Raw genomic sequence first — 23,425 nt, 5'->3', positions numbered from 1 at the left:
GAATTAGTGTATAATCAGCATCTGGTTATAGATAGGATATAGATTATGCTAAATAAGTTTTTAGGTAAATTTCGCCGATTCTTGGCTTTCGATGAATTGCTAAAACAATTGATTATAAGGGATGTAAAACTTAAATATCGTCGTAGTTATTTGGGGTATCTGTGGAGTATTTTGAATCCATTAATGTTAATGATGGTTCTTGTTGTTGTTTTTTCTAATCTATTTCGATTTGATATTCCTAATTACCCTCTTTATATGATTTCAGGACAGTTTTTATTTACTTTTATGACTGAAGCAACAAATATGTCTGTTGGATCCATATCTGGAAATGCTTCTTTAATAAAGAAGACCTATGTGCCTAAATATATTTTCACGATATCAAAAGTTGGAAGTTCTCTTGTTAATTTGTTTTTTTCTCTAGGTGCATTAGTGATTGTGATGGTTTTTACTAATGCAGAATTTTCTTGGTGTCTTTTATTTTTTCCAATAGTTATTTTACAAGTATTTATTTTTAGTTTAGGTTTGGGCTTATGGCTCGCTTCAATTACAGTATTTTTTAGAGATATCCAATATTTATGGGGCGTTTTTATTTCTATGTGGGTTTATATGACACCTTTATTTTATCCGGTGTCAATTATTCCTGAAGAATACCGTATATTATATCAAAATGCTAATCCTATGTATGGTTATATAGAACAATTTAGAGATATTATTCTATATGCAAGATTTCCAAATCTAGAAACTATACTAATTGGCTTTATAACTGCTCTTATTGTCTTGTATTTGGGAGCTTGGTATTTTAATAAAAAACAAGATGAATTTATTTTATATATATGATGAATACTGAAACAATAATTAAAGTAAAAAATGCAACAGTTAGATTTAATAAAGCGACTGAAAACTATAATGGCTTAAAAGAATATGTGATTAAGATGCTAAAAGGTGAGCTTATGTTTCAAGAGTTTTTAGCATTAAAAGAAGTTAATTTTGAAGTTAAAAAAGGGGAATCTTGGGGGGTAATCGGTGCCAATGGTTCGGGAAAGTCGACACTTTTAAAGTTGATTTGTGGCATTTTGAAACCTTATAAGGGGACTGTAAAAGTACATGGTAAAATTGCTCCACTTATTGAGCTAGGAGCTGGATTTGACCCACAGTTAACAGCTAGAGAAAACATTTATCTAAATGGTGCATTATTAGGGCATAAAAAAGCTTTTATGGAGATGCATTTTAATGAAATTATTGAATTCGCTGAACTAGGTGATTTTATTGATGTCCCAATTAAGAACTTTTCTTCTGGTATGGCTGCTCGGCTAGGATTTGCTGTAGCCACAATTGTTAAACCTGACATTTTAATTGTGGATGAGGTACTTGCAGTAGGAGATATAGCATTTCAAGAAAAATGCAGGAAGCGTATGGAGTCATTACTTCAAAATGGTACGACATTACTTTTTGTATCTCATTCTAGTAAGCAAGTGAAAGAGCTTTGTCAAAATGTAATTTGGTTGGATAAGGGACATGTCGTAGCGCAAGGGAGGGCAGAAGATATTATTCAAAAATACGAGGGTAAATAAACATGATAAAAGGTAAGTATATTTATTTAGGTTGTAATTTATATAAGTTCGTAAATCCTCATAAGTTTGATTTATCTGAAGCAGTTTCTTTAATAAATGTGATGACAGGAGAGTTTGCTCGTCATCGAGATGGTATTATTATAGATTCATCATATGAGGCAGATGAATTATTTTTATACGATTCAAGTTTCAAGTTTCAAGTCATTGATAATTCCGTTACTTTATTCTGTACAAATCCAGGGATGCAAATGTATTATATTGCTGATTGTAATGGTATTTTAAGAATTGTTCAAGGTGAGCAATTCAGTAATTATTTATCATTATTTCCAATATTAGATAAAGAAGCAACATTTGTTAAGGATAGCTTACCTATTCAGAATGAGAATGAGAGAAAAGTTGTTGCTTTTGGTTCATCTTCAACAGAAATTTTTGATTATATCTTTGGTGATAATGAGAATTACTTGCCATTTTGGGCTTCAGGCTGGTCTGCTAGAGGATTAAGAAAAATTAATGAGCAAATGAAACCATATTTGAATACATTAATTAAAATTCCCAAAGATAGTGTTATTTTACTCCATTTTGGTTCTGTTGATACTGATTTTAATTTACCGTATAAAATGGCTAATTCTGGTTTTTATGATATTCCGCTATTTATTAAGGAGATGATTGATGGAATCTTGGCTCTCAAAGAGTATCTGAATAATTTGGGTTTTTGTCATATTTATGCCGTATTTACATCTCCTCCTCCTAAATTACCAAAATCATTCTGGAAAGATGTTTTTGGCTTGGATCAAATTTCAGAGTTAGTTAGAGGGAAGATATTATTTGATTTTGCTGTTAAATTGTCAGCATTACTACCAGTAATCAATTGTTTACCAGACTTTGTTTATTCTATGGATAAACTGGTTTGTAATAAACAATTTTCTAGAGATGAATATGATCACCACATTGATTTTATATCAGCTCAGGATATTGTTTATGATAAACTTAAATATATAGAAGGTATTCTTCCTAGAAGATTAGAAAAACATACTAGTTTATATAGGCATTTAGGGTGTGATGTTAGTTTTATTAGAAAAAATAATAAACCTCGATTAAGAACTTGTCGTTAAATCAATATATTAATTTTATAGGTATTTTATGTATATAATTTCATTACTTGTGCATGAAAAAAAGGATATTATTTTGGAGCAGCTTTTGAATATTCAAAAGTATTTCCCTTCAGCAAAAGTAGTTGTCCATGTTTCTAAGTCAGCAAATTTTGCTTTATCTGAACTAGAAGAGTATTTAAGAGGTAAAGTAGATAACTATCATGTAAACCCTAATCAAGCTCAAACTACTTGGGGAGGGATTATTTCAGCCCATTTTTTAAATATTAAATATATTTATAATAATATCAGTTCTGATGCTCATGTTTTGTTTCACTCATCTAATGATATGTTTGTTAAATTAGGAATAGAAGAATATTTGAAAGGTAAAGATTATCTATTTAATTTCAGAAGGGTAAATTCATTTTTTACTTATTGGTGGGTCGGTGCTGTAGCAAAGCAAGACAAAAAACTCCTTAATTTATTAAAATTGCATAATTCATCAATGATCATAGGTTCTCAAATTGAAGGGAGTATGTATAAGATTGATTTACTTATGAGAATAATAGAGTTATGTGAAAAGCATAATTTATTAGAGAGCCAGCTTCACTATCCTAGAGAAGAAATCGTATTTTCATCGTTGGCAAATGCTTTGAATATAAAGTCAGATGGATTACCTTACGTATTATCAGAAGTACACCGATTCGATAGCAAATTGTGGAAGTTCTTTATGAAGTACAAAAGAATTCATCGCAATGACCTATTAAGAAAGATTGTAAATACAATTTTCTTTAGGAGTAAATTTTATGAGATTAAACCTAAGGATATTGAGGCAATTAGAAATAATGATATCAAATACTTAGAGAAATTTGAGTATTTATACGATGGTGATAATAAATGGAAAATATTTAATTCAAATAATCTTTTTGCAGTAAAAAGAGTTGAGAGAGAGATTAATAATCCATTAAGAATTTACATTAGAGGTCTGAATTAAAAATGTCTATTGTTTTACAAAATGTTATATTTTATCCACATTCTCTAGAGCTTTCTCATTTATATGTACGAGGAAATAACTATGCTTTATTGAATAATGAAACGATTAAAATTAAGGCATATAATAGTATTGCATTTGATACTTACTTTAACTTTTTTTCTATTGAAAAATGGTTAAGATATTGTTCTCTAGATAATCTGTATCTAGAGTTTTCCTTTAAAGGAAATATTCAGATTAACTTGATAGGGTTAGATTATCGCCATACATTCTATCAATATGAGCAGGATTTACATCAAGAAATTTTATCTTCTGATAAAGAAAAACATCATAAGATTAGAATTGATCAATTCAATATGCAAAAAGTGCTCTATGTAAGTGTTAGAGCAAATGATGTGGATAGTATTATTAGTAATGTTTGCTTTACTACAGAGTCGGAAGTTGTTAATAAAGAATATAAACTTTCTTGTTGTATTTGTACTTATAATAGACAAAGCTATATTCAAAAATCAGCTGATGTTCTTGAAACAGGTATTGATAAAAATGGATTGAATATGGATGTAATAATTACAAATAATGGTGATCCAATTCAACTGAATAAAGAGTACAAAAATATTCATATCTATAAAAGTAAGAATATGGGAGGCGCAGGTGGTTTTACGCATTCTATTTGTAAAGCAATTGAGTCAAATAGTTCCCATGTGTTATTAATGGATGATGATATCAACTTTCACTTTGAATCTTTATTAAGAACCTATCGTTTCTTTCAATTTATTAGACCTGAGTATTTTGATGTGATGTTGGCTGGTTCAATGTTTTCATCAGATGAACGTTGGTTGCAATATGAACGAAATACAATTTTAGATAATAATGGCTTTCACCACCAAGGGCATTTCCAAGATATGCGGGATCGTGGGGTTGCATTAAATAATACATTTTCGGAAAGTATCTACGGCCTATCTGGTTGGTGGTTTTCTGCATTTTCAACTAAATTAATTAAAGAAAATGGGTTGCCTTTACCAATCTTTGTTAGAGGTGATGATATTGAATTTTCAATGAGAAATAATAAAGAAATTGTTTCTTTAAATGGTATTAATGTTTGGCATGATCCATTTATCTTAAAATACAATGAAATTATGGAAGATTATTATCTTCCACGTAATATGATTATGAATGCCCTTCTTTCTTACCAAAGATATTATAATTTGATTAAATTATTTTCATTGAAAAAATTTATAAAGAATTTGATTACATTTAATTATGTGGCTGCTGAATTTAATGTGTTGGCATTAGAGCATGTGATAAATGAGGAGTATAAAAAAGATCCTGCCGATTTGCATCAATGGGCTATGAAAACACTTAAAGAGCTTAAGAAAAATACAGTCACTGTTTCTGATGTTGATTATTATTATACTGAGCCGCGTTTTCATAAGAAATCAACAAAATTACTAGGCATAATTTTATCTTATCTTGGATTAGGCACTGAAGGTTCATCTAAGTATGGTTTTGAAAGGCAGCCTATTTTTTTCTATGGTCGAAAAAAAGTAAGATTATTCAATACATTGAATCGAACAATGGAAGAAGCAACTTTACAAAGAGGTAAAAGTATTCGGTTGGCCATTAGATTTGTTAAAAATTATATTCATTTGATACGTAATATTGAATCTTATCGTTCTAAATTATTAGAGTTTAGAGAAAGTTCAAAAGAACGTGATAGTTGGGATAAACTTTTTAGATAATTATTATGAAATCACTCAATAGTTCGTATTTTTCTAGAATAGATCACTTAAGATTTTTTGCAGCTACACTTGTTATATTTCATCATTTCAGTGGTAATATTGCAGTTAGTCCAGATGCTGGCTTAATTACTAACTTTTTTATAACTTGGCTTCAAAAAGGATCTACAGGTGTAAGTTTATTTTTATTTTTAACTGGATTCCTGTTTTGTATTATAAGTGATATAGGTAATAAAAAAATTAATTATAAAGGGTTTATTTATAATCGAATATTAAGGATATTTCCTTTATTAATTGTGTTGGTGGCAATAGTAATTGCTATAAATAGAGCTAATTCTACACCTATGGATATATTTCGAGTATTGACTTTACAGTTAAATACAGGAAATCCTGGTACAGGATGGGGACATGAGTTTTTTCCAGTTGGTCCTATATGGACGATTAGTGTTGAATTCCAATTCTATCTTATATTCCCATTCTTGGCGCTATTTCTCAAACGATATGGTCTAAAGTATTTGTTAGGTATAGTTTTATTATCTATTCTTATTAGAATAAATGTAGCTAATCTTGTACCAAATCCTATGTATTGGAATTTTTACCATACAATTTTAGGTCGATTAGATCAATTTGTTATAGGTATGATATTTGCTGTATTATGGAATAGAGGATACTTAAATTTATTCCATTCTTATATATTTTCTATCTTTTTAACTTTAATATCTTTTACATTATTAACCTATTTATTTACTTTAAATAAAGATAACCCTTACGTAGCTTCACTTTTATTTAGCATAGAGGCATTGTTATGGGGAGGGGTGGTATGTTCTTATTTTTTAGTTGGGATTAAATTTAATAATTTATTAGATACTATATTATCTAAATTGGGAGAGATCAGCTTTTCTCTATATTTAATTCATCTTCCTGTGGGAATATTCGTTAATAAGTTGTTAGGTTTTGTATCACCTAATACTCTAAGTGACTCATTATTACAGTCTTGTGTTCGAATGATTCCTATTATTTTGATATCTATGTTGATATTTAATTTAATAGAGAAACCATTTATGTCACTTAGAGTGAAATATACTTCATAAATAATAAGGTTAAATATGTTTATTATTCCAATGGCGGGACTAAGTTCCCGTTTTTTTAAAGCAGGTTATACAAAACCAAAATATCAATTAGATTTAAACGGTGAAACTGTTTTTTCTTGGTCAGTTCGCTCATTTGAGCGATATTTTAAAACTGATAAGTTTGTTTTTATTTATCGAGATGTTTATGACACTAAACAATTCTTAGAGAAAGCGATAGTTGAGCTCGGTATCTTAGATTACGAATTAGTTTGTTTGCCAGAAGAAACACTCGGACAGGCAGATACGGTATACCAAGGAATTAATAAGCTCGATCATGATGAAGAGATTTATATTTTTAATATTGATTCTCGCATAATTGATTTTGTTAAACCTGAGTGGGTGAATGACTGTGATGGTTATTTAGAGGTTTTTAAAGGTGAAGGAGAGCATTGGTCTTTTGCTTTAGCAGAAGAGAATTCTAAAAAGGTAATCTGCACGACTGAAAAAGAGCGGATTTCTGATTTATGCAGTGATGGCCTTTATTATTTTAAGAGAAAGTCAGTATTTGAGAAATTATTTCTTTCTGCAAAAGAAAATCAAAAAACGACAAAGAATGAATATTATATTGCACCACTTTATAATGATTTAATCGAAGTTGGTTCGATAGTCTTCTATGATTTAATTGAAAATGAACGTATCTTATTCTGTGGAACTCCAGATGAATACCAACAATTATTAAAAGGGGATGCTTAATATGAAACGACTTATCATGGATCTAGATAATACTATCACCTTAACTGAAAATGGTGATTATAAGAATGCTAAGCCCATTGTTTCAGTTATTGAAAAATTAAAAGAATATAAAGCTCAAGGCTTTGAGATAATTATTAGTTCTAGTCGTAATATGAGAACCTATGAAGGGAATGTGGGAAAAATTAATGTTAATACATTACCTATAATTATTGATTGGTTAGAGCGTCATAATGTACCTTATGATGAAATTTATGTTGGTAAGCCGTGGTGTGGACATGATGGTTTTTATGTCGATGATCGTGCAATTCGTCCAGATGAATTTAGTTCTATGAGTTATGATGAAATCCGTAAATTAATAAAAATGGATGGTGAATATGATTCTAATTAATTCTGCGGCCTATGTTAATGCTGAATTTCGTAATGAATTTGGTGCAATCCCCCCGGTTTTTTTACCTATAGGTAATAAGAAATTATTAACTCATCAGATTAGTATGCTTCGTGAGCAGTTTTCAAAAGATATTAAAATAGTGGTTTCTTTACCGAGTACTTATGCATTAAGTATAGAAGAATCATTGCTGCTAGATGAGCTAAATATCGAGCCTATTTTTGTTCAAGATGGCATTTCGTTAGGAATGGCTCTTCTTTATGTCTTGAATACCATCGGGGATAATAACGAACCTTTACGTTTACTACATGGAGATACGCTACTAGGCTCATTTCCTCAAAATGAAAATTGCATTGCTTTAGCAAAAGCGGAAGATGATTACATCTGGCAATTTAATGAAAAATATAATGCGGTGTGGTGTGGTTTTTTTTCCTTTAGTAATCCTAAAGCATTTGTAAGGGCTTTAGCCTTATCTCAAGGTGATTTTTCCCAAGCCGTCAATATTTATGAAGAAGAAAATGGTATTGAATACGAAGATGTATCATCGTGGTACGACTTTGGACATATTAATACCTACTTTAAATCGCGTTCACTTATAACAACCCAACGAGCATTTAATTCATTAAAAATAGAGGACGGTGTTGTGTGGAAATCGGGCTCACCGCCACGAAAAATTGAGGCTGAAGCAAATTGGTTTAAGGCTTTACCTGCGGGATTAAAAAGATTTACTCCACAGCTTATTCAAGTTGGTAAAACAGAACAAGATAATCCGTTTTATGAAACAGAGTATTTACCAATACTTCCATTGAATGAAATTTTTGTGCATGGAAGAAATCCGGTAATTTTTTGGGAGAAAGTTTTAGGATTGATCTCATTTTATATGAGTGAATCAAGAAAATATTTTCCTAGAGGAGATGAAGTGCTTCTTGAAAAAATCAATCAGGATTCTACCGCACTTTATGCAGATAAAACATACGAGCGCTTGATAGCATATGCAAAGCAAGTAGGTCTAGACTTATATAAGCCGACTCGTTACGATGGTATTGACTTGCCTTCTTTGTGGCAAATTGCGGAAGACTGTGTAAATAAAGCATTAGCACTTCCTATAATACCGTCAGTAGTTCATGGTGATTTATGTTTTAGTAATATAATGTATGATTCTCGTAGTAATTCAATAAAAGTCATAGATCCTAGAGGATTAAATATTAATCATGAATTAACAATTTATGGAAATCAAAGTTATGATTTGGCTAAACTTTGTCATTCTTTTATTGGATTATATGATTTTATTATTGCGGACTCATTTAATTTAGAAAAAAATAATGATATTGGTGTTAAATTAACGTTTAACTTAGATGCTCGTTTAGAAAAAATACAAGCTGTTTTCATGAAGCAATTAATAATACCAAATATTCAACATGAAGATATTATAGCTCCTACAATTTTATTATTTTTATCAATGATACCATTACATTATGATAAACCCCATAGACAAGATGCAATGCTTGCAAATGCTCTGCGTTTATATCGTACTTTTATGACTAAATCTTAAATTAGGTGAATATAATGAAAAAATTCTTATTAGTCGGCGCTGGTTTCTCAAATGCCGTTATTGCTCGTGAATTAGCAGAGAAAGGTTATAAAACAGTTGTTATCGATTCTCGTAGCCATGTGGCAGGCAACTGCCATTCTGAACGTGATGCTGAAACAAATGTAATGGTGCATGTTTATGGCCCACATATTTTCCATACTGATAATGAGCGAGTATGGAATTATGTGAACAACTTTGGTGAGTTTATGCCATTTGTTAATCGTGTAAAAACGATTAGCCAAGGTGCGGTGTATTCTCTCCCAATTAACTTGCATACGATTAACCAATTCTTTGGCAAAACGTGCTCACCGAAAGAAGCAAAAGCTTTAATTGAGGCGCAAGCAGATTTGTCTATTACTGATCCGCAAACCTTTGAAGAGCAAGCAATGCGTTTTGTCGGTAAGGATTTGTATAAAGCGTTTTTCTATGGTTACACCAAAAAACAATGGGGTGTAGAGCCAAAAGAGTTACCGGCAAGCATTTTAAAACGCTTACCTGTACGTTTTAACTATGACGATAACTACTTCGCACATAAATTCCAAGGTATGCCGAAAGAGGGGTATACGCAAGTTGTGGAAGCGATTTTAGATCATGAAAATATTGAAGTGCGTTTAAATACGCCATTTGCTGAATCGATGAAGGCAGAATTTGATCACATTTTCTGGTCAGGTCCGTTAGATGCATACTTTGGATTTGAACTTGGTCGCTTAGGTTATCGTACTTTAGATTTTGAAGCATTCCGCGATGAGGGTGATTTTCAAGGTAATGCGGTAATTAACTATGGTGATGAAGAAGTACCATATACTCGTATTTCAGAACACAAACATTTTGCACCATGGGAACAACACGAGAAAACAATTTGTTATCGTGAATTTAGTCGTCTATGTGGTGAAAATGATATTCCGTATTACCCGATTCGTTTAGTGAAAGATAAAGTACTCTTGCAACAATATGTTGAAAAGGCGAATAAAGAAACGCAAGTGACTTTCGTAGGGCGTTTAGGTACCTATCGTTATTTAGATATGGATGTGACGATTAAAGAAGCCTTAGAAACAGCTGATGTTGTAAGAGAATCATTAGAAAAACAGACTGTACTTAAACCTTTTTATGTAAATATGGACTAAAGTATAGCGAGTCTATCATCAAGCCATATACGATTTCGTGTATGGCTTTTGTTTAAATAAAATTGAGTCAATTATGCATACTGAAAAATCAATTTGTGCAGTGGTTGTGACATTTAACCGCAAAGCATTATTATTAAATTGTTTAAATGCACTGAAAGCTCAAACACACCCTTTATCTCATATTGTGGTGATTGATAATGCCAGTACTGATGGTACAGCCGATTTTTTAGGTGAGCATGGTTGGATAAACAATGATGCTTTTACTTTAATCACGTTATCCGAAAATATGGGCGGTGCAGGTGGATTCCATGAAGGAATTAAGTATGCGTTTGAACAAGGTTTTGATTATATTTGGTTAATGGATGATGATGGATTTCCAGCTGAAACATGTTTGGAAAAACTCTTACCTTACACTACTGAGAATTGTTATATAGGTCCGATTGTGCTTGATTGTGAAGGCAAAGAGAAACTAAGTTTTAGCTTACGTTTACCAAATAGTTTGCAAGTACTCGATCATTACTCTGATATTCCTCAGTCTTTCAAAATAGATAATCAAATTAAGGATACAGTATTGCCTTTTAATGGTACATTAATCGGAAGAGATCTTGTCCAACAAATGGGATTTCCTATGAAGGAGTACTTTATTTGGGGAGATGAGCGAGAATATACTCTGCGTGCGGAGGCATACCGTGCCAAAATTTTGACAGTGATTGATGCATTGTTTTATCACCCTATAGCCAGCTCTATATCAGAACCAATGTTTTGGGGTAAATTACGGTTTAATAATGCACATTCAGATTTAAAACAATATTGTTTTTGTCGTAATACAATTGCTACTTTTGCCAAGCATAAAGGGTTTATTTATGCTCTGACTTTTTTTGTTAAAACGACTTGGTTTTATGCATTTACTCAGCCAAGTCTTTCTCGTTTACTATTTGCTTGGCGTGCAATGTGGCACGGGCTTACTGGTAATTTTTTTCATCACAAGGATTACTTAAAATAACATGCAAAAACTTACTGTATTAGTGATTACGCATAAAGACTACGAGTTTCCAGATTCTGCATGCTATTGCCCGCTTTTTGTGGGAGGGGAGACTACAAGTGATTTAAAAAATGAAAGGTTTTACCAAGATAGTGTTGGTGTGAATATAGCTGAAAAAAATAGTAGTTTTTGTGAATTAACCGGACTTTATTGGGCTTGGCAAAATGGTATCTTTAAAAATAACCAATATGTTGGGTTAGTACACTATCGGCGTTATTTTGCAGGTAAAGAGTTATGTTTGAAGAAACAGCATATTGCATCAGAAAGAGAGTTGCTATCTCTTCTAGAAAAATATGATGCGATTTTACCGAAAAAACGAAATTATTTTATTGAATCAATTTATTCTCACTACCAACATGCCCATCATGTTAAGGATCTGAATTGTACAAGGAAAATTATTTCTGAATTGCATCCTGAGTACATAACGAGCTTTGATACAATTATGCAAGGCCGAAAGATTCATATTTATAATATGTTTGTTATGTCATCAGAGAACGCATCAGAATACTGTAAGTGGCTTTTCCCTATTTTGTTTGAATTAGAAAAGCGAATAGATATAACCCAGTATGATAGCTACCAAAAAAGAGTATTTGGTTTTATCGCCGAGCGCCTATTCAATGTTTGGTTGGTTCATCATCAGTTAAAGTTTTGTGAAATTCCGGTAGTTAATTTGGAAGGCGAGAATTTGTTAAAAAAAGCGATTAATTTATTAAAACGGAAATTTTTAAGATTAGGATTTCACTATGCATAAAATTACGTGGTGTAAATTTATTTTGTTAGCTACTGATTTTTTAACACTTTTTAGTTCATTATTTATTGCCTATGAAGTGTTAGATATTACTCGTGGCGGCCGTTTTTATTTTCCTTTGGAAGAATTTAATGACTATGTATTGATTCATGCCTGTGTATCTTTCGTTGGTGTGTTATGGTTTTGGATACGATTACGGCACTATACTTACCGCAAACCGTTTTGGTTTGAATTAAAAGAAATTATCCGTACCTTATTGATTCTTTTCATTATTGAATTAGCAATTGTTGCCTTTTCTCGTCTATATGTTTCCCGTTATTTCTGGTCTGTAACTTGGATTTGTATCTTTGTAGGACTTCCTTTCTCCCGAATTTTTGTAAAAAATCTTTTAATAAAAAGCGGCATGTATCTAAAAGAAACTATCATTATAGGCAATGGGAAAAATGCTAAAGCGGTATTTAACGCTTTAAATGATGAATCGTATTTAGGATTCGACATAAAATTTTTTGTTACAACGGAAGATGATCATTCAGAGTTTCTAGAGGGGGTCCCTATCATGGACCATAACTCTGAACGGCTAATGGAATTGGTTTCACCTGAATTTACTCAGTTTATTCTGGCGATTGATGAGGAAAAGAAAGTTGAGCAAGATTTTTGGTTACGTTATTTAATTCGTAAAGGATGCCGTTCTATTTCAGTAATTCCTGATTTTCGAGGTATTCCACTTTATGGCACGGATATGTCTTTTTTATTTAGCCAGGAAATGGTGCTTTTTAGAGTAAATAATAATTTAGCAAAACGTTCATCTAAGATTGTAAAAAGAACCTTTGATATCTTAGGCTCATCTTTTCTCTTACTTTTATTGTTACCATTTTGTATTCCTTTATATTTTATAATCACAAGAGATGGCGGTAATTTCATATACGAGCATTCAAGAATTGGTCAGCACAAAAAGAAATTCAAATGTTTGAAGTTTCGAACAATGGTGAATAATTCAGATGAAGTGTTAGAAAAGATTTTAGCAATGGATGAAAGTGCTAGATTAGAATGGGAAAAAGACTTTAAACTTAAAGATGATCCACGCATTACACCAATAGGCAGATGGTTAAGAGAAAGAAGCTTAGATGAATTACCTCAACTTTGGAATGTACTTAAAGGTGAAATGAGTTTAGTCGGACCTCGTCCAATAGTGAAAAAGGAATTGCCTTACTATCAAGAAGATGTGGATTATTACCTTATGGCTAAACCTGGAATGACTGGCTTATGGCAAGTCAGTGGGCGAAATAACGTGAGCTATGATACTCGCGTTTATTTCGATACCTGGTATGCTAAAAATTGGTCTTTATGGAATGATATTGTGATTTTACTTAAAACAGTGAAAGTTGTTTGGAATAAAACTGGAGCTTATTAGTGAAACGCATCCTCATCACCGGCGGTTCCGGCTTCATCGGTTCCGCCCTTATTCGGTATATTATTAATCAGACTCAAGATTCTGTTATCAATATTGATAAACTGACCTATGCGGCAAATCAATCAGCTTTGAAAGAGGTAGCAAATAATCCTCGTTATACTTTTGAGCAAGTTGATATCTGTGATCTTAAGTCGATAGAAAGCATTTTTGAGAAATATCAACCGGATGCGGTGATGCATTTGGCAGCTGAAAGTCATGTCGATCGTTCTATTACGGGAGCGGCTGATTTTATTCAAACCAATATTATGGGGACTTATGCCTTGTTAGAGGTTGCTAAGAATTATTGGCATACCTTAGACGAAACTAAAAAAACGACCTTTCGATTCCATCATATTTCTACTGATGAAGTGTATGGAGATTTATCCCTTTCCGAACCAGCCTTTACCGAACAGTCCCCTTATCATCCGAGTAGTCCTTATTCAGCCTCAAAAGCGGCGAGTGACCATTTGGTGCACGCTTGGTATCGTACTTATGGTTTGCCTGTGATTATCACAAACAGTTCCAATAACTATGGGGCTTATCAACATGCTGAAAAGCTCATTCCTTTAATGATTTCAAATGCTGTGATGGGGAAGTTTTTGCCAATTTATGGTGATGGGCAGCAAATTCGTGATTGGTTATTTGTGGAAGATCATGTTCAAGCCTTATATTTAGTTTTGACAAAAGGTCGAGTCGGGGAAAGTTATAATATTGGTGGAAATTGTGAAAAAACGAACCTTGAAGTAGTTAAAATGATTTGTGAACTACTCGAAGAACTGGTGCTAAATAAGCCTAATCACATTAAGTATTACGAAGATTTAATTACTTTTGTAAAAGACCGACCAGGTCACGATGTGCGATATTCATTGGATTGTTCTAAAATTCATGAAGAATTGGGCTGGAAACCGCAAATAACCTTTGAACAAGGACTTCGTAAAACAGTAGAATGGTATTTATCAGATAATTATTATGCTAAATAGGTTTCCTAATTAAATAAACGAACTACATCTCTAGATAGGTACTATTTGAATAGTAAGCTTGTAATCCAGTAAAATAGAGTAATTACATATTGCTTATATTATTTCTATGAGTATCTTTATTTATATTTCTCTCATTATATTCAAAATTCTCTTATCTGATATCTGATACTTTGTGCCTAACTGCTGTGCAAATAAGCTCACACGTAATTCCTCGATCATATAACGAATTTCCGCAACTTCATCAGAAATCGGTTTAGATTTCGGCAGTTTAGCTAGCAATTGTTGGTAAGCCTGTTGTACTTGTTCCACGCGTAGCATCGCGGCACGGTCACGATTTACATCTTGAGCCAGTTTATCGATACGTTTATCAATAGCTTGTAAATAACGTTGTAAATCAGGTAGGCGATCATAACCGCTTTTTTGCACAAAACCTTGATAAATAAGATCCGCAAGTTGTGATTTAATATCCGACAACGCAAAGGCCATAGTGAAATCCATTTTGCCTTTTAAACGTTGGTTTAAGGCATGGTTAAGGGATAGGATTTGCTCCACTTTCTGCGCAATATCTACGGTCACTTCGTTAAGGTTTTCTCGAACAAAATCACGCAATTTTTCAAAACCGGCTTCATCCCATACAAAACCGCCAAAATCGGCAATCAGTTTATCTACGGCACAAGCGATACAATCATCGATCAAATCCAACACGCGACCGAATGGTGTAAAATACAGCCCCAATTTAGCTTTATTCGGCAATTTTTCATGCAGATATTTAATCGGTGACGGCACGTTGAGCAACAATAAGCGACGTAAACCTTGTTGCATTGCCACCGCTTGTTCAAATTCCGTTTCAAACAGTTTAATGCCCACCGCATCTTTTTCGTCCACAATGGCAGGAAAGGCTTTCACACTGAAATCGCGCTGTTTTTGTTCATAACACTGCGGCAGCTCGGCGAAACTCCAAATATGCAGTCCGCTTTGCTCAATACCATCGTCCGCCACGGCAGAAATGCTTTCTTGCACACGATCTTTTAAGCTAAATTTCAGCTCGTCTAAATTCATAGATTCGGCGATTTTCTTGCCGTTTTCATCCACCACACGGAAAGTCATTTTCAAATGGCTCGGGATTTGTTCCCAATTCCAATGTTCCGCTTCTACGGTGACGCCCGTCATGCGACGCAATTCATAAATCAGCGTATCCAATAACGGTTTTTCCAACGGCACGACGCGACTTAAAAAAGCTTGGGCATAATTTGGTGCCGGAACAAAATTACGGCGATAAGATTTCGGCAAAGACTTAATCAGCGCAATCACCAGTTCTTCCCGCAAGCCCGGAATTTGCCAGTCAAAACCCGTCATTTCCACTTGATTGAGCAACGGCAACGGAATATGCACGGTCACGCCGTCCGCATCCGTACCCGGTTCAAATTGATAGGTCAGTTTGAGCTTTAAATTGCCTTGATGCCAGAAATTCGGGAAATCCAGCTTGCTCACTTGTTCCGCATCATCGTTAATCAAAAATGAGCGTTCAAAATTAAGTAATTCAGGATCTTTTTGCTGCGCCTTTTTCCACCACGTATCAAAATGTTTTTGAGAGACCACTTCTGTGCCAATACGCTGATCGTAAAATTCAAAAAGCGTGCGGTCATCCACCAAAATATCACGGCGGCGGCTTTTGTGTTCCAATTCCTCTACTTCTCGAACGAGTCGTTGATTTTCTTTGAAGAATTTATGTTTGGTATTCCAATCCCCTTCCACTAAGGCAGATTGAATAAAGATCTCGCGGCTTACCGTCGGATCAATAGAACCGTAATTCACTGGTCGTGCAGCCACAATCGGCACACCGTAAAGCGTGACTTTTTCATCGGCAATTACCGCCCCACGGGATTTCGACCAACGCGGTTCTGAATAGGATTTTTTAATTAGATGCTCGGCAAGTGGTTCGATCCATTCTGGCTCGATTTCCGCCACCATACGCCCCCAAAGTTTGGAGGTTTCCACTAACTCTGCCGCCATCACCCATTTCGGTTGTTTCTTGAAAAGCACAGAATTGGGGAAAATTGCAAAATGGGCATTACGTGCGCCAAGATATTGTTGTTTCTCCGTTTCTTTCAAACCGATATGAGAAAGCAAACCGCTTAAAAGTGCGGTATGAATTTGCTGATATTCTGCTTTTTCAGAATTAATCGGCAAGCCCATTTCACGGACGGTTAAACGAATTTGATGATAAATATCTTGCCATTCGCGAATACGTAAATAATTTAAGAAATCCTTTTGGCATTGACGACGGAATTGGTTTTTACTCAATTCTTTTTGTTGTTCTTGTAGATAATGCCAAAGATTGAGGAAGGCCAAGAAATCCGATTTTTTATCGGCAAAACGGCGATGTTTTTCATCGGAAACTTGTTGTTTTTCTTGTGGACGCTCGCGCGGATCTTGAATGGATAACGCCGCGACAATAATCATCACTTCATGTAACGCACCTTGTGAGACAGCGGTCAGCAACATCTTCGCTAAACGAGGATCCACAGGGAGTTGAGCTAATTGACGACCTACTGCCGTTAATTGACGTTTCTCGCCCGCTTTAGTGCGAACCATTTCAAACGCACCCAATTCTTCCAACAGTTTTATACCATCTTGAATATGGCGTTTATCTGGCGCATCAACAAATGGGAAAGCTTCAATATCATCCAAACCCAATGCTGTCATTTGCAAAATAACGGAGGCTAAATTGGTGCGCAGAATTTCAGGATCAGTAAATTCTGGACGAGAATTAAAATCCTCTTCCGAATATAAACGAATACAAATCCCTTCACTTACACGACCACAACGGCCTTTACGCTGATTAGCAGATGCCTGTGAAATGGGTTCAATCGGTAAACGTTGTACTTTGGTGCGGTAACTATAACGAGAAATTCTCGCAGTACCTGGATCAATCACATATTTAATGCCCGGCACGGTCAATGAGGTTTCTGCGACGTTGGTCGCCAACACGATGCGATTTAATCCACTCGGATGGAAAATTTTATTTTGTTCTTGAGCAGAAAGGCGTGCAAAGAGCGGTAGAATTTCCGTGTGTTTTAGGTTTTGTTTTTGTAAAGCTTCGGCAGTATCACGAATTTCACGCTCACCGTTCATAAAGATCAAAATATCGCCTCGACCTTCCGCTTGCAGTTCATCCACCGCGTTAAGAATGCCTTGTAGCTGATCTTGATCGTCTTCTTCCACTACGGGACGATAACGCACTTCCACAGGATAGGTTCTGCCCGAGACTTCAATAATCGGGGCATTGTTGAAATGCTTGGAAAAACGTTCCACATCAATGGTCGCAGAGGTAATGATAAGTTTTAAATCACGACGACGTGGTAAAAGCTGTTTCAGATAACCAAGAATAAAATCGTTGTTCAGGCTGCGTTCGTGGGCTTCGTCAATAATCAAACAAGAATATTGATTAAGGAAACGATCGTTTTGAATTTCAGCTAACAGGATCCCGTCGGTCATCAACTTGATTTGCGTATCATCACTGATTTGATCGTTAAAACGAACCTTATAACCAACTAAACCGCCAAGCTCCGTTTCCAGTTCGTCCGCAATACGCGCAGCCACAGAACGAGCGGCAATACGACGCGGCTGAGTATGACCAATCATACCTAAATTGCCGAAACCTAATTCCAAACACATTTTCGGCAATTGGGTGGTTTTACCTGAACCAGTTTCCCCTGCCACCACAATGACCTGATGTTCAGAAAGCAGTTTTTGAATTTCTGCTTTACGTTGGCTAACCGGCAAACTTTCTGGAAAAACAATGGGATTTTGCACCGCACTTTTACGGCTTTTTACACGTAATCTTGCTTGTTCAATTCGCTGTTGGATTTCATCTGCAACGGCTTGTTGAGCCTCTTGGCTTTTAATTTTTCCAATACCATGAATGCGGGCGGATAAACGGCGTTTATCTACCAACATGATGTCATTTAATTGAGAAAAAAGGGATTGTTGTAAAGGAGTTAATGCATGTTTTACCGATCTGTTTTTCATAGCGATTTACTTTTGAAACTTCCGTAAGCTAAGCTAATCCATCCGATTAAAAATAAAGTTCCGCCAATAGGCGTAATCCACACTATTACATTACTTGCTCCAAAAGCGAGTGCATATAAACTTCCACTAAATAATAAGGTTCCAATTAACCAAGAAGACATGGATAATCGGGCGAATTTGTTGTCACGTAAAGCAGATAATGCAACGGCAAGTACTGCAATAGTATGGAACATTTGATATTTTAAACCCGTATCAATCCATGATAATGCTTTGGCTTCTAATACATGGCTTAAACCATGCGCCGCAAATGCGCCTAGTGCGACACAGAAGAATCCGCTTAAAGCTGCAAGAGTGAGATATTTGTTTTTCATTTAAATTTTCCCTAAAAGTAAAGCTAATATACCTGCAGCAATAAGTGGGCCAACGGGTATGCCGCCAAAGAAAGATACGCCGATAACCGTACCAATCATAAGCCCTGTAACGAGAACGGGTTGATTTGTCATTAAGTCAACACCTTGGCCTGCAAGCCAGGCTACAAAAATACCAACGCCGATAGAGGAAAACATTTTCCAGTGAATAAAGGAAGAAAGTTCAGGCAATGGAATTTTCCCTGACACTAAAGGGCTGAGGACACCGAGGGTTAAAACCATAATTCCTAGTTTTAAACCATATTGATCGATCCAAGGAATATACTGTGATAAAAAAGTTTGTTGCATAATGAGCAAGACAGCAGCAGAAATTGTGATCGCGCTATTATGGCTGAGTAATCCGAGAATAATTAAAATCACCAATAATAAGGCGACAATATTAAATTGTAACGTCATAAGTAAAAGTGCGGTTAAAAGTTGTGAAGAATTATAGCAAGTTTAGATAATTGATGTGTTCTTTATTTCAATAAAACAGGCTAAAATACAAGCTACATTTCAGTTTTATTGAGCGTTTTTATGTCGAATACTATTGAGCATCTAGCTAACCATGAACTCATCAAAACCGTTATTTTACTCGCTTCCAGTGTAACCATTGTGCCACTATTTAAACACCTTGGTCTTGGTAGTGTGTTAGGTTATTTGGTGGCTGGTTGTCTAATTGGGCCTTCTGTATTTGGCATAATTCAAGATCCTGCTGCAGTTGTGCATTTGGCTGAACTTGGGGTGGTAATGTTTTTATTTATTATTGGTCTTGAAATGCACCCTGAACGCCTTTGGGCAATGAGAAAAGCAATTTTTGTACGTGGTTTTTTGCAAGTGGGATGCTGTGGTGCATTACTTACTTTAGCTGGAATTTATTTGCTCGATTTACCGAAAGAAGTCGCGTTTATAGCAGGCATGGGATTTACACTTTCTTCAACTGCTATTGTGATGCAAACTTTGGAAGAACGTTGTATTACCAGCACATCTAAAGGTCAGCGAATTATTTCGACTTTAATTTTTGAAGATATTGCTATTGTACCATTATTGGCATCAGTGGCGTTTCTTGCGCCTCATTCTGAAGAAAGCACTCATACCGATTGGATGTCAATCGGCATCGCATTAGGCGCGGTAATCGGCTTGATTGTTGCGGGTAAATGGTTAATGAATCCGTTATTCCGATTAATTTCTAAAGCACATATTCGCGAGATGATGACAGCAGCCGCTTTATTAGTTGTACTTGGCGCGGCATTAGCCATGGAAATAGGTGGACTTTCAATGGCAATGGGGGCATTTGTAGCGGGCGTTATGCTGTCAGAGTCTTCGTTCCGCCATCAATTAGAAGCGGATATCGAGCCATTTCGTGGTTTATTGCTTGGCCTGTTTTTTATGGGCGTGGGGATGTCATTGGATTTGATGTTAGTGTTTAATCACTGGTTATTACTACTCGGAATTGTATTTCTTTACATTATTGGCAAAGGGCTTTCCGTTTATGTCGTTGCCCGAATCACTCGCTTAGAACATAGAGAAGCAGTAGGAAGAATGTCACTCTTGGCGCACGGTGGTGAATTTGCTTTCGTACTTTTCTCTGCCGCAACAACAGCAGGCGTAATGAGCAACCATGAAAACGCTACTTTTACTGCAGCGGTAATTATTTCCATGTTGTTTTCTCCATTTATTACACAAATTACTCGTAAATTAGCGCAATGTGGAGAGAGAAAATCGGCGACTCAACCAGATACGAGCGATCTGTCGCCTATTGATGATTTAGAAGATAACGTGCTTGTAATTGGTTTTGGGCGTTTTAGCCAGATCGTATGTCAAACATTATTAATCCGTGGCATCAGCGTTTCAGTGATTGATCGTAATATAGAAAATATCCGTGCTGCGGCAAAATTTGGTTTTAAAGTCTATTATGGTGATGGTATTCGTTTGGATGTACTTTACGCCGCTGGAATTGAAAAAGCTAAATGTGTGGTGATTGGTATTAATGATACAGATCGCATTGAAACGATTGTGAGCCAACTTAAAGGGGCTTATCCAAACTTGCCGATTTTAACCCGCACTTATGATAGAAAAACGACCGTGAGCCTAATTAAGCAAGATGTGGACTTTATTGTGCGTGAAACTTTTGAATCCGCCATTGCGCTTAGCCAAGCAACATTGATGAAACTTGGCATTGATAAGATTGAGGCTGATGAAGTCATTAAAGAAGTGCGAGCATTGGATCAAGAACGTCTAAATGAGGAAGTTCTGCATGGTTTTTCTAATGAAATTGTGAAAAAGTATTGGACGCCAAAACCTTTTATTAAACCTCATGCTGATGCTCAGGCTTTAAATGATGAAACGGCAGAATTGTTAATCGATGAGGATGATTTACATCAAGATAGAGAAGAAACAATACAGAAATAATTCATTTTTAATTTCTCAATAAAAAACTCGCCATACATATATGGCGAGTTTTGACATAAAGATATGTTAGCACTTTCATGCAACTAAAGTTTTGCTGAAAGCATGGTTTCCAATTTTTCTTGGTCAACAGCAAATTTGCGAATACCATCTGCTAATTTTTCTACTGCCATCGCATCGCTATTATGTTGCCAATAGAATTCAGCTTCAGTAAGAGGTTGTGGTTTCGCTTTTACTTCGCCTTTGTATTCTAGTTTACGTACAAGTGCGGTTGAATTTTCTTGTAATTCTTTCAGCAATGCCGGTGCAATGGTTAAACGATCGCAACCTGCAAGTTCAGTAATTTCGCCTACATTACGGAAGCTTGCGCCCATCACAACGGTGTTGTAGCCATATTCTTTGTAGTAATTATAGATTTTGGTAACAGAAATAACACCTGGGTCTTCTGCTGGCGCATATTCTTTTTTATCGGAGTTTGCTTTGTACCAGTCTAAAATACGGCCTACGAATGGAGAAATTAAGTAAACGCCTGCTTCTGCACAAGCACGAGCTTGAGCTTCAGAGAATAATAAGGTTAAGTTACAGTTGATGCCTTCTTTTTCAAGGATTTCTGCAGCACGAATTCCTTGCCATGTTGATGCAATTTTGATCAGAATGCGATCATTTGAAATACCAGCAGCATTGTAAAGTGCAATTAATTTACGTGCTTTTTCAACCGTTGCTTGCGTGTCATAAGAAAGACGGGCATCCACTTCAGTAGAAATACGTCCTGGAACGATTTTTAAAATTTCTAAACCAATGTTTACCGCTAATTTATCTTCTGCATCGATGAGTTGTTGGGATTTGTCATTGCTTTGTGCTTTCGCGTAAGAAACAGCTTCGTCAATAAGTGGTGAATATTGTGGTAGGGCAGATGCACTTAAAATTAAAGATGGGTTAGTTGTCGCATCTTGTGGTTGGTATTTTTTTATGGCCTCAATATCGCCAGTATCAGCAACCACAACGGTCATATTACGAAGTGAATCTAATTGAGTTGTCATCAGTCTCTCCTATTCAAATGAAATGGAATAAATAATCTCAGCTACGATAGCATAAATTTATGACGAAAAGGAAAAATTTTTCAATAGAAAAAATAGGTGCAGACATTGATCTGCACGGAAGATTTACATTTGAAGTTTATTTTTAAGTGTGGTTTCAATTTCATCTAACATAGCATAGCGTTTACGATACATTGAGCGTTTTTTACTTGGAACATCGTCTAGGTTTGTATCTCTAATAAGAGGTAACATCCAATAATTTTTTCGTTCACCACCAGCTTCTGAAAATATGGCGTCATAATCAACCACGAAATGTTTACTTTGAACAAAGCGAGACTTATTTTGGTATTTTTGAGGAATACCATAAAGTTTGTCATAGCCTAATATTTTTGTGAGCGATTTCATTATTTCAACCATTAGATAGGCTGGGCGTAATCCGTGGCAAGTTTTAGTGAGTTGTTTTACCATTTCTTTAGCGCCTTCAAAATTTGGGCCTTGCACAACAGCAATAAGCAATGCCTCCTCTAACTTCCCAAATGTGAGTAGATAAACTTCAGCATCAGTGGGTTTATAACGTAACTCTAATGTCCAAAAACCTTCCATGGGTTGCTGATTGCTTAGCATGAATAGCAATTCAAAATCAGGAATAATTTCACCAAAAGAAATGGGGGTTTCCAAAATAGAAGGAGATAGGTTTGATAATTTTTGTGGTACAAATAGAAAATTATCACAAATGGTTGATAAACGTTTTTGGGTATTGAAACGTTTATCTAAAAAACGATGAACTAAGGGATAGCTATAATTGGGACGTTGTGTTAGCAAGCTAATCAGAACTGGAGTTTGATTAACGAAGGCTTCAAATTTTTTTATTGTTTGACAATGTAAGAGTGAACGAAGACGATAACGTAAACGTTTTGCTGCATAAGATTTATTAGGTCTATCAGGATAAATCAATTCGGCTTTAGGCCACTGATATAAGGTTGGTACAGTCATGTGGATTCCTTAAAAGTG

Annotated in this window: 20 protein-coding genes; 15 read left to right on the top strand and 5 right to left on the bottom strand. The window is 35.1% G+C overall.

Translation table 11 applies throughout. The features are described from left to right. Positions 1-45: 45 nt before the first annotated feature. The 14 genes from A9501_RS07435 (at position 46) to rfbB (ending at position 14,529) form a co-directional block, all read left to right on the top strand. Positions 46-837, top strand: coding sequence for an ABC transporter permease (locus tag A9501_RS07435; protein ID WP_065265435.1), 792 nt, complete (start codon positions 46-48; stop codon positions 835-837). Further along, on the top strand, positions 837-1,571 hold the full coding sequence (locus A9501_RS07430; RefSeq protein ID WP_049380793.1) for an ABC transporter ATP-binding protein: 735 nt from the start codon (positions 837-839) through the stop codon (positions 1,569-1,571). Before A9501_RS07435 ends, A9501_RS07430 begins: the two co-directional genes overlap by 1 nt. A 2-nt stretch (positions 1,572-1,573) precedes the next feature. Next, a complete protein-coding gene (locus A9501_RS07425; RefSeq protein ID WP_065265434.1) occupies positions 1,574-2,683 on the top strand; it encodes a hypothetical protein in 1,110 nt (369 codons plus the stop codon). A 28-nt stretch (positions 2,684-2,711) separates the two neighbouring features. After that, on the top strand, positions 2,712-3,653 hold the full coding sequence (locus tag A9501_RS07420) for a hypothetical protein (RefSeq protein WP_065265433.1): 942 nt from the start codon (positions 2,712-2,714) through the stop codon (positions 3,651-3,653). A 2-nt stretch (positions 3,654-3,655) separates the two neighbouring features. Continuing rightward, entirely contained in the window at positions 3,656-5,389 is a 1,734-nt protein-coding gene (locus A9501_RS07415) for a glycosyltransferase (RefSeq protein WP_065265432.1), read from the top strand. 5 nt (positions 5,390-5,394) lie between these two features. Next, entirely contained in the window at positions 5,395-6,477 is a 1,083-nt protein-coding gene (locus A9501_RS07410; RefSeq protein WP_143421508.1) for an acyltransferase family protein, read from the top strand. Between the two features lie 15 nt (positions 6,478-6,492). Beyond that, positions 6,493-7,209, top strand: coding sequence for a glycosyltransferase family 2 protein (locus A9501_RS07405; RefSeq protein ID WP_065265431.1), 717 nt, complete (start codon positions 6,493-6,495; stop codon positions 7,207-7,209). Between the two features lies 1 nt (position 7,210). Further along, complete coding sequence (locus A9501_RS07400) at positions 7,211-7,597, top strand: HAD-IIIC family phosphatase (protein WP_065265430.1); 387 nt, start codon at positions 7,211-7,213, stop codon at positions 7,595-7,597. Beyond that, complete coding sequence (locus A9501_RS07395) at positions 7,584-9,146, top strand: hypothetical protein (RefSeq protein ID WP_065265429.1); 1,563 nt, start codon at positions 7,584-7,586, stop codon at positions 9,144-9,146. Before A9501_RS07400 ends, A9501_RS07395 begins: the two co-directional genes overlap by 14 nt. A 14-nt stretch (positions 9,147-9,160) precedes the next feature. Next, positions 9,161-10,309, top strand: a complete 1,149-nt coding sequence (gene glf / locus A9501_RS07390) for a UDP-galactopyranose mutase (protein ID WP_065265428.1) — start codon at positions 9,161-9,163, stop codon at positions 10,307-10,309. A 73-nt stretch (positions 10,310-10,382) separates the two neighbouring features. After that, positions 10,383-11,312, top strand: coding sequence for a glycosyltransferase family 2 protein (locus tag A9501_RS07385; protein WP_065265427.1), 930 nt, complete (start codon positions 10,383-10,385; stop codon positions 11,310-11,312). A gap of 1 nt (position 11,313) precedes the next feature. Beyond that, positions 11,314-12,102: a DUF4422 domain-containing protein gene (locus A9501_RS07380; RefSeq protein ID WP_065265426.1), complete on the top strand. Its 789-nt coding sequence runs from the start codon at positions 11,314-11,316 to the stop codon at positions 12,100-12,102. Beyond that, positions 12,095-13,510, top strand: a complete 1,416-nt coding sequence (wbaP, locus tag A9501_RS07375) for an undecaprenyl-phosphate galactose phosphotransferase WbaP (protein ID WP_065265425.1) — start codon at positions 12,095-12,097, stop codon at positions 13,508-13,510. The genes A9501_RS07380 and wbaP overlap by 8 nt, the downstream gene beginning before the upstream one ends. Then, positions 13,510-14,529: a dTDP-glucose 4,6-dehydratase gene (gene rfbB / locus A9501_RS07370; protein ID WP_065265424.1), complete on the top strand. Its 1,020-nt coding sequence runs from the start codon at positions 13,510-13,512 to the stop codon at positions 14,527-14,529. The genes wbaP and rfbB overlap by 1 nt, the downstream gene beginning before the upstream one ends. A 120-nt stretch (positions 14,530-14,649) precedes the next feature. Here rfbB and hrpA read toward each other — a convergent pair whose 3' ends face one another. Genes hrpA through A9501_RS07355 form a run of 3 tightly spaced genes read right to left on the bottom strand, consistent with a single transcriptional unit; the run spans position 14,650 to position 19,385 of the window. After that, positions 14,650-18,561 (bottom strand): ATP-dependent RNA helicase HrpA, encoded by a 3,912-nt coding sequence (gene hrpA, locus A9501_RS07365; RefSeq protein ID WP_065265423.1) that lies wholly within the window; start codon positions 18,559-18,561, stop codon positions 14,650-14,652. Next, a complete protein-coding gene (locus A9501_RS07360) occupies positions 18,558-18,932 on the bottom strand; it encodes a DUF423 domain-containing protein (RefSeq protein WP_005646825.1) in 375 nt (124 codons plus the stop codon). The genes hrpA and A9501_RS07360 overlap by 4 nt, the downstream gene beginning before the upstream one ends. Then, positions 18,933-19,385 (bottom strand): DUF441 domain-containing protein, encoded by a 453-nt coding sequence (locus A9501_RS07355; RefSeq protein WP_048952754.1) that lies wholly within the window; start codon positions 19,383-19,385, stop codon positions 18,933-18,935. It lies immediately after the preceding gene. 132 nt (positions 19,386-19,517) lie between these two features. On the opposite strand from A9501_RS07355, the gene A9501_RS07350 reads away from it, so the two are divergent. Continuing rightward, positions 19,518-21,380: a monovalent cation:proton antiporter-2 (CPA2) family protein gene (locus A9501_RS07350; protein WP_140449886.1), complete on the top strand. Its 1,863-nt coding sequence runs from the start codon at positions 19,518-19,520 to the stop codon at positions 21,378-21,380. An 83-nt stretch (positions 21,381-21,463) separates the two neighbouring features. On the opposite strand, the gene tal is transcribed toward A9501_RS07350, so the two are convergent. After that, a complete protein-coding gene (tal, locus tag A9501_RS07345) occupies positions 21,464-22,417 on the bottom strand; it encodes a transaldolase (RefSeq protein ID WP_065265422.1) in 954 nt (317 codons plus the stop codon). Between the two features lie 123 nt (positions 22,418-22,540). Next, positions 22,541-23,407: a VirK/YbjX family protein gene (locus A9501_RS07340; protein WP_065265421.1), complete on the bottom strand. Its 867-nt coding sequence runs from the start codon at positions 23,405-23,407 to the stop codon at positions 22,541-22,543. Between the last annotated feature and the right edge of the window lie 18 nt (positions 23,408-23,425).

This window comes from Haemophilus sp. CCUG 66565, assembly GCF_001679495.1.
GTDB classification, from domain to species: Bacteria; Pseudomonadota; Gammaproteobacteria; order Enterobacterales; family Pasteurellaceae; genus Haemophilus; species Haemophilus haemolyticus_K.
The sequence above is the reverse complement of the archived record's forward strand: the minus strand, read 5'-3'. Positions and strand labels throughout refer to the sequence as shown.

What these genes read in the sequence shown, in the direction of transcription:
- A9501_RS07355 (WP_048952754.1), bottom strand. Translation starts at nt 19,385, where the DNA reads ATGACGTTACAATTTAATATTGTCGCCTTATTATTGGTGATTTTAATT.
- A9501_RS07340 (WP_065265421.1), bottom strand. Translation starts at nt 23,407, where the DNA reads ATGACTGTACCAACCTTATATCAGTGGCCTAAAGCCGAATTGATTTAT.
- A9501_RS07430 (WP_049380793.1), top strand. Translation starts at nt 837, where the DNA reads ATGAATACTGAAACAATAATTAAAGTAAAAAATGCAACAGTTAGATTT.
- A9501_RS07425 (WP_065265434.1), top strand. Translation starts at nt 1,574, where the DNA reads ATGATAAAAGGTAAGTATATTTATTTAGGTTGTAATTTATATAAGTTC.
- A9501_RS07415 (WP_065265432.1), top strand. Translation starts at nt 3,656, where the DNA reads ATGTCTATTGTTTTACAAAATGTTATATTTTATCCACATTCTCTAGAG.
- wbaP (WP_065265425.1), top strand. Translation starts at nt 12,095, where the DNA reads ATGCATAAAATTACGTGGTGTAAATTTATTTTGTTAGCTACTGATTTT.
- glf (WP_065265428.1), top strand. Translation starts at nt 9,161, where the DNA reads ATGAAAAAATTCTTATTAGTCGGCGCTGGTTTCTCAAATGCCGTTATT.
- A9501_RS07360 (WP_005646825.1), bottom strand. Translation starts at nt 18,932, where the DNA reads ATGAAAAACAAATATCTCACTCTTGCAGCTTTAAGCGGATTCTTCTGT.
- A9501_RS07405 (WP_065265431.1), top strand. Translation starts at nt 6,493, where the DNA reads ATGTTTATTATTCCAATGGCGGGACTAAGTTCCCGTTTTTTTAAAGCA.
- A9501_RS07435 (WP_065265435.1), top strand. Translation starts at nt 46, where the DNA reads ATGCTAAATAAGTTTTTAGGTAAATTTCGCCGATTCTTGGCTTTCGAT.
- hrpA (WP_065265423.1), bottom strand. Translation starts at nt 18,561, where the DNA reads ATGAAAAACAGATCGGTAAAACATGCATTAACTCCTTTACAACAATCC.
- A9501_RS07420 (WP_065265433.1), top strand. Translation starts at nt 2,712, where the DNA reads ATGTATATAATTTCATTACTTGTGCATGAAAAAAAGGATATTATTTTG.
- A9501_RS07395 (WP_065265429.1), top strand. Translation starts at nt 7,584, where the DNA reads ATGATTCTAATTAATTCTGCGGCCTATGTTAATGCTGAATTTCGTAAT.
- A9501_RS07380 (WP_065265426.1), top strand. Translation starts at nt 11,314, where the DNA reads ATGCAAAAACTTACTGTATTAGTGATTACGCATAAAGACTACGAGTTT.
- A9501_RS07400 (WP_065265430.1), top strand. Translation starts at nt 7,211, where the DNA reads ATGAAACGACTTATCATGGATCTAGATAATACTATCACCTTAACTGAA.
- A9501_RS07410 (WP_143421508.1), top strand. Translation starts at nt 5,395, where the DNA reads ATGAAATCACTCAATAGTTCGTATTTTTCTAGAATAGATCACTTAAGA.
- A9501_RS07385 (WP_065265427.1), top strand. Translation starts at nt 10,383, where the DNA reads ATGCATACTGAAAAATCAATTTGTGCAGTGGTTGTGACATTTAACCGC.
- tal (WP_065265422.1), bottom strand. Translation starts at nt 22,417, where the DNA reads ATGACAACTCAATTAGATTCACTTCGTAATATGACCGTTGTGGTTGCT.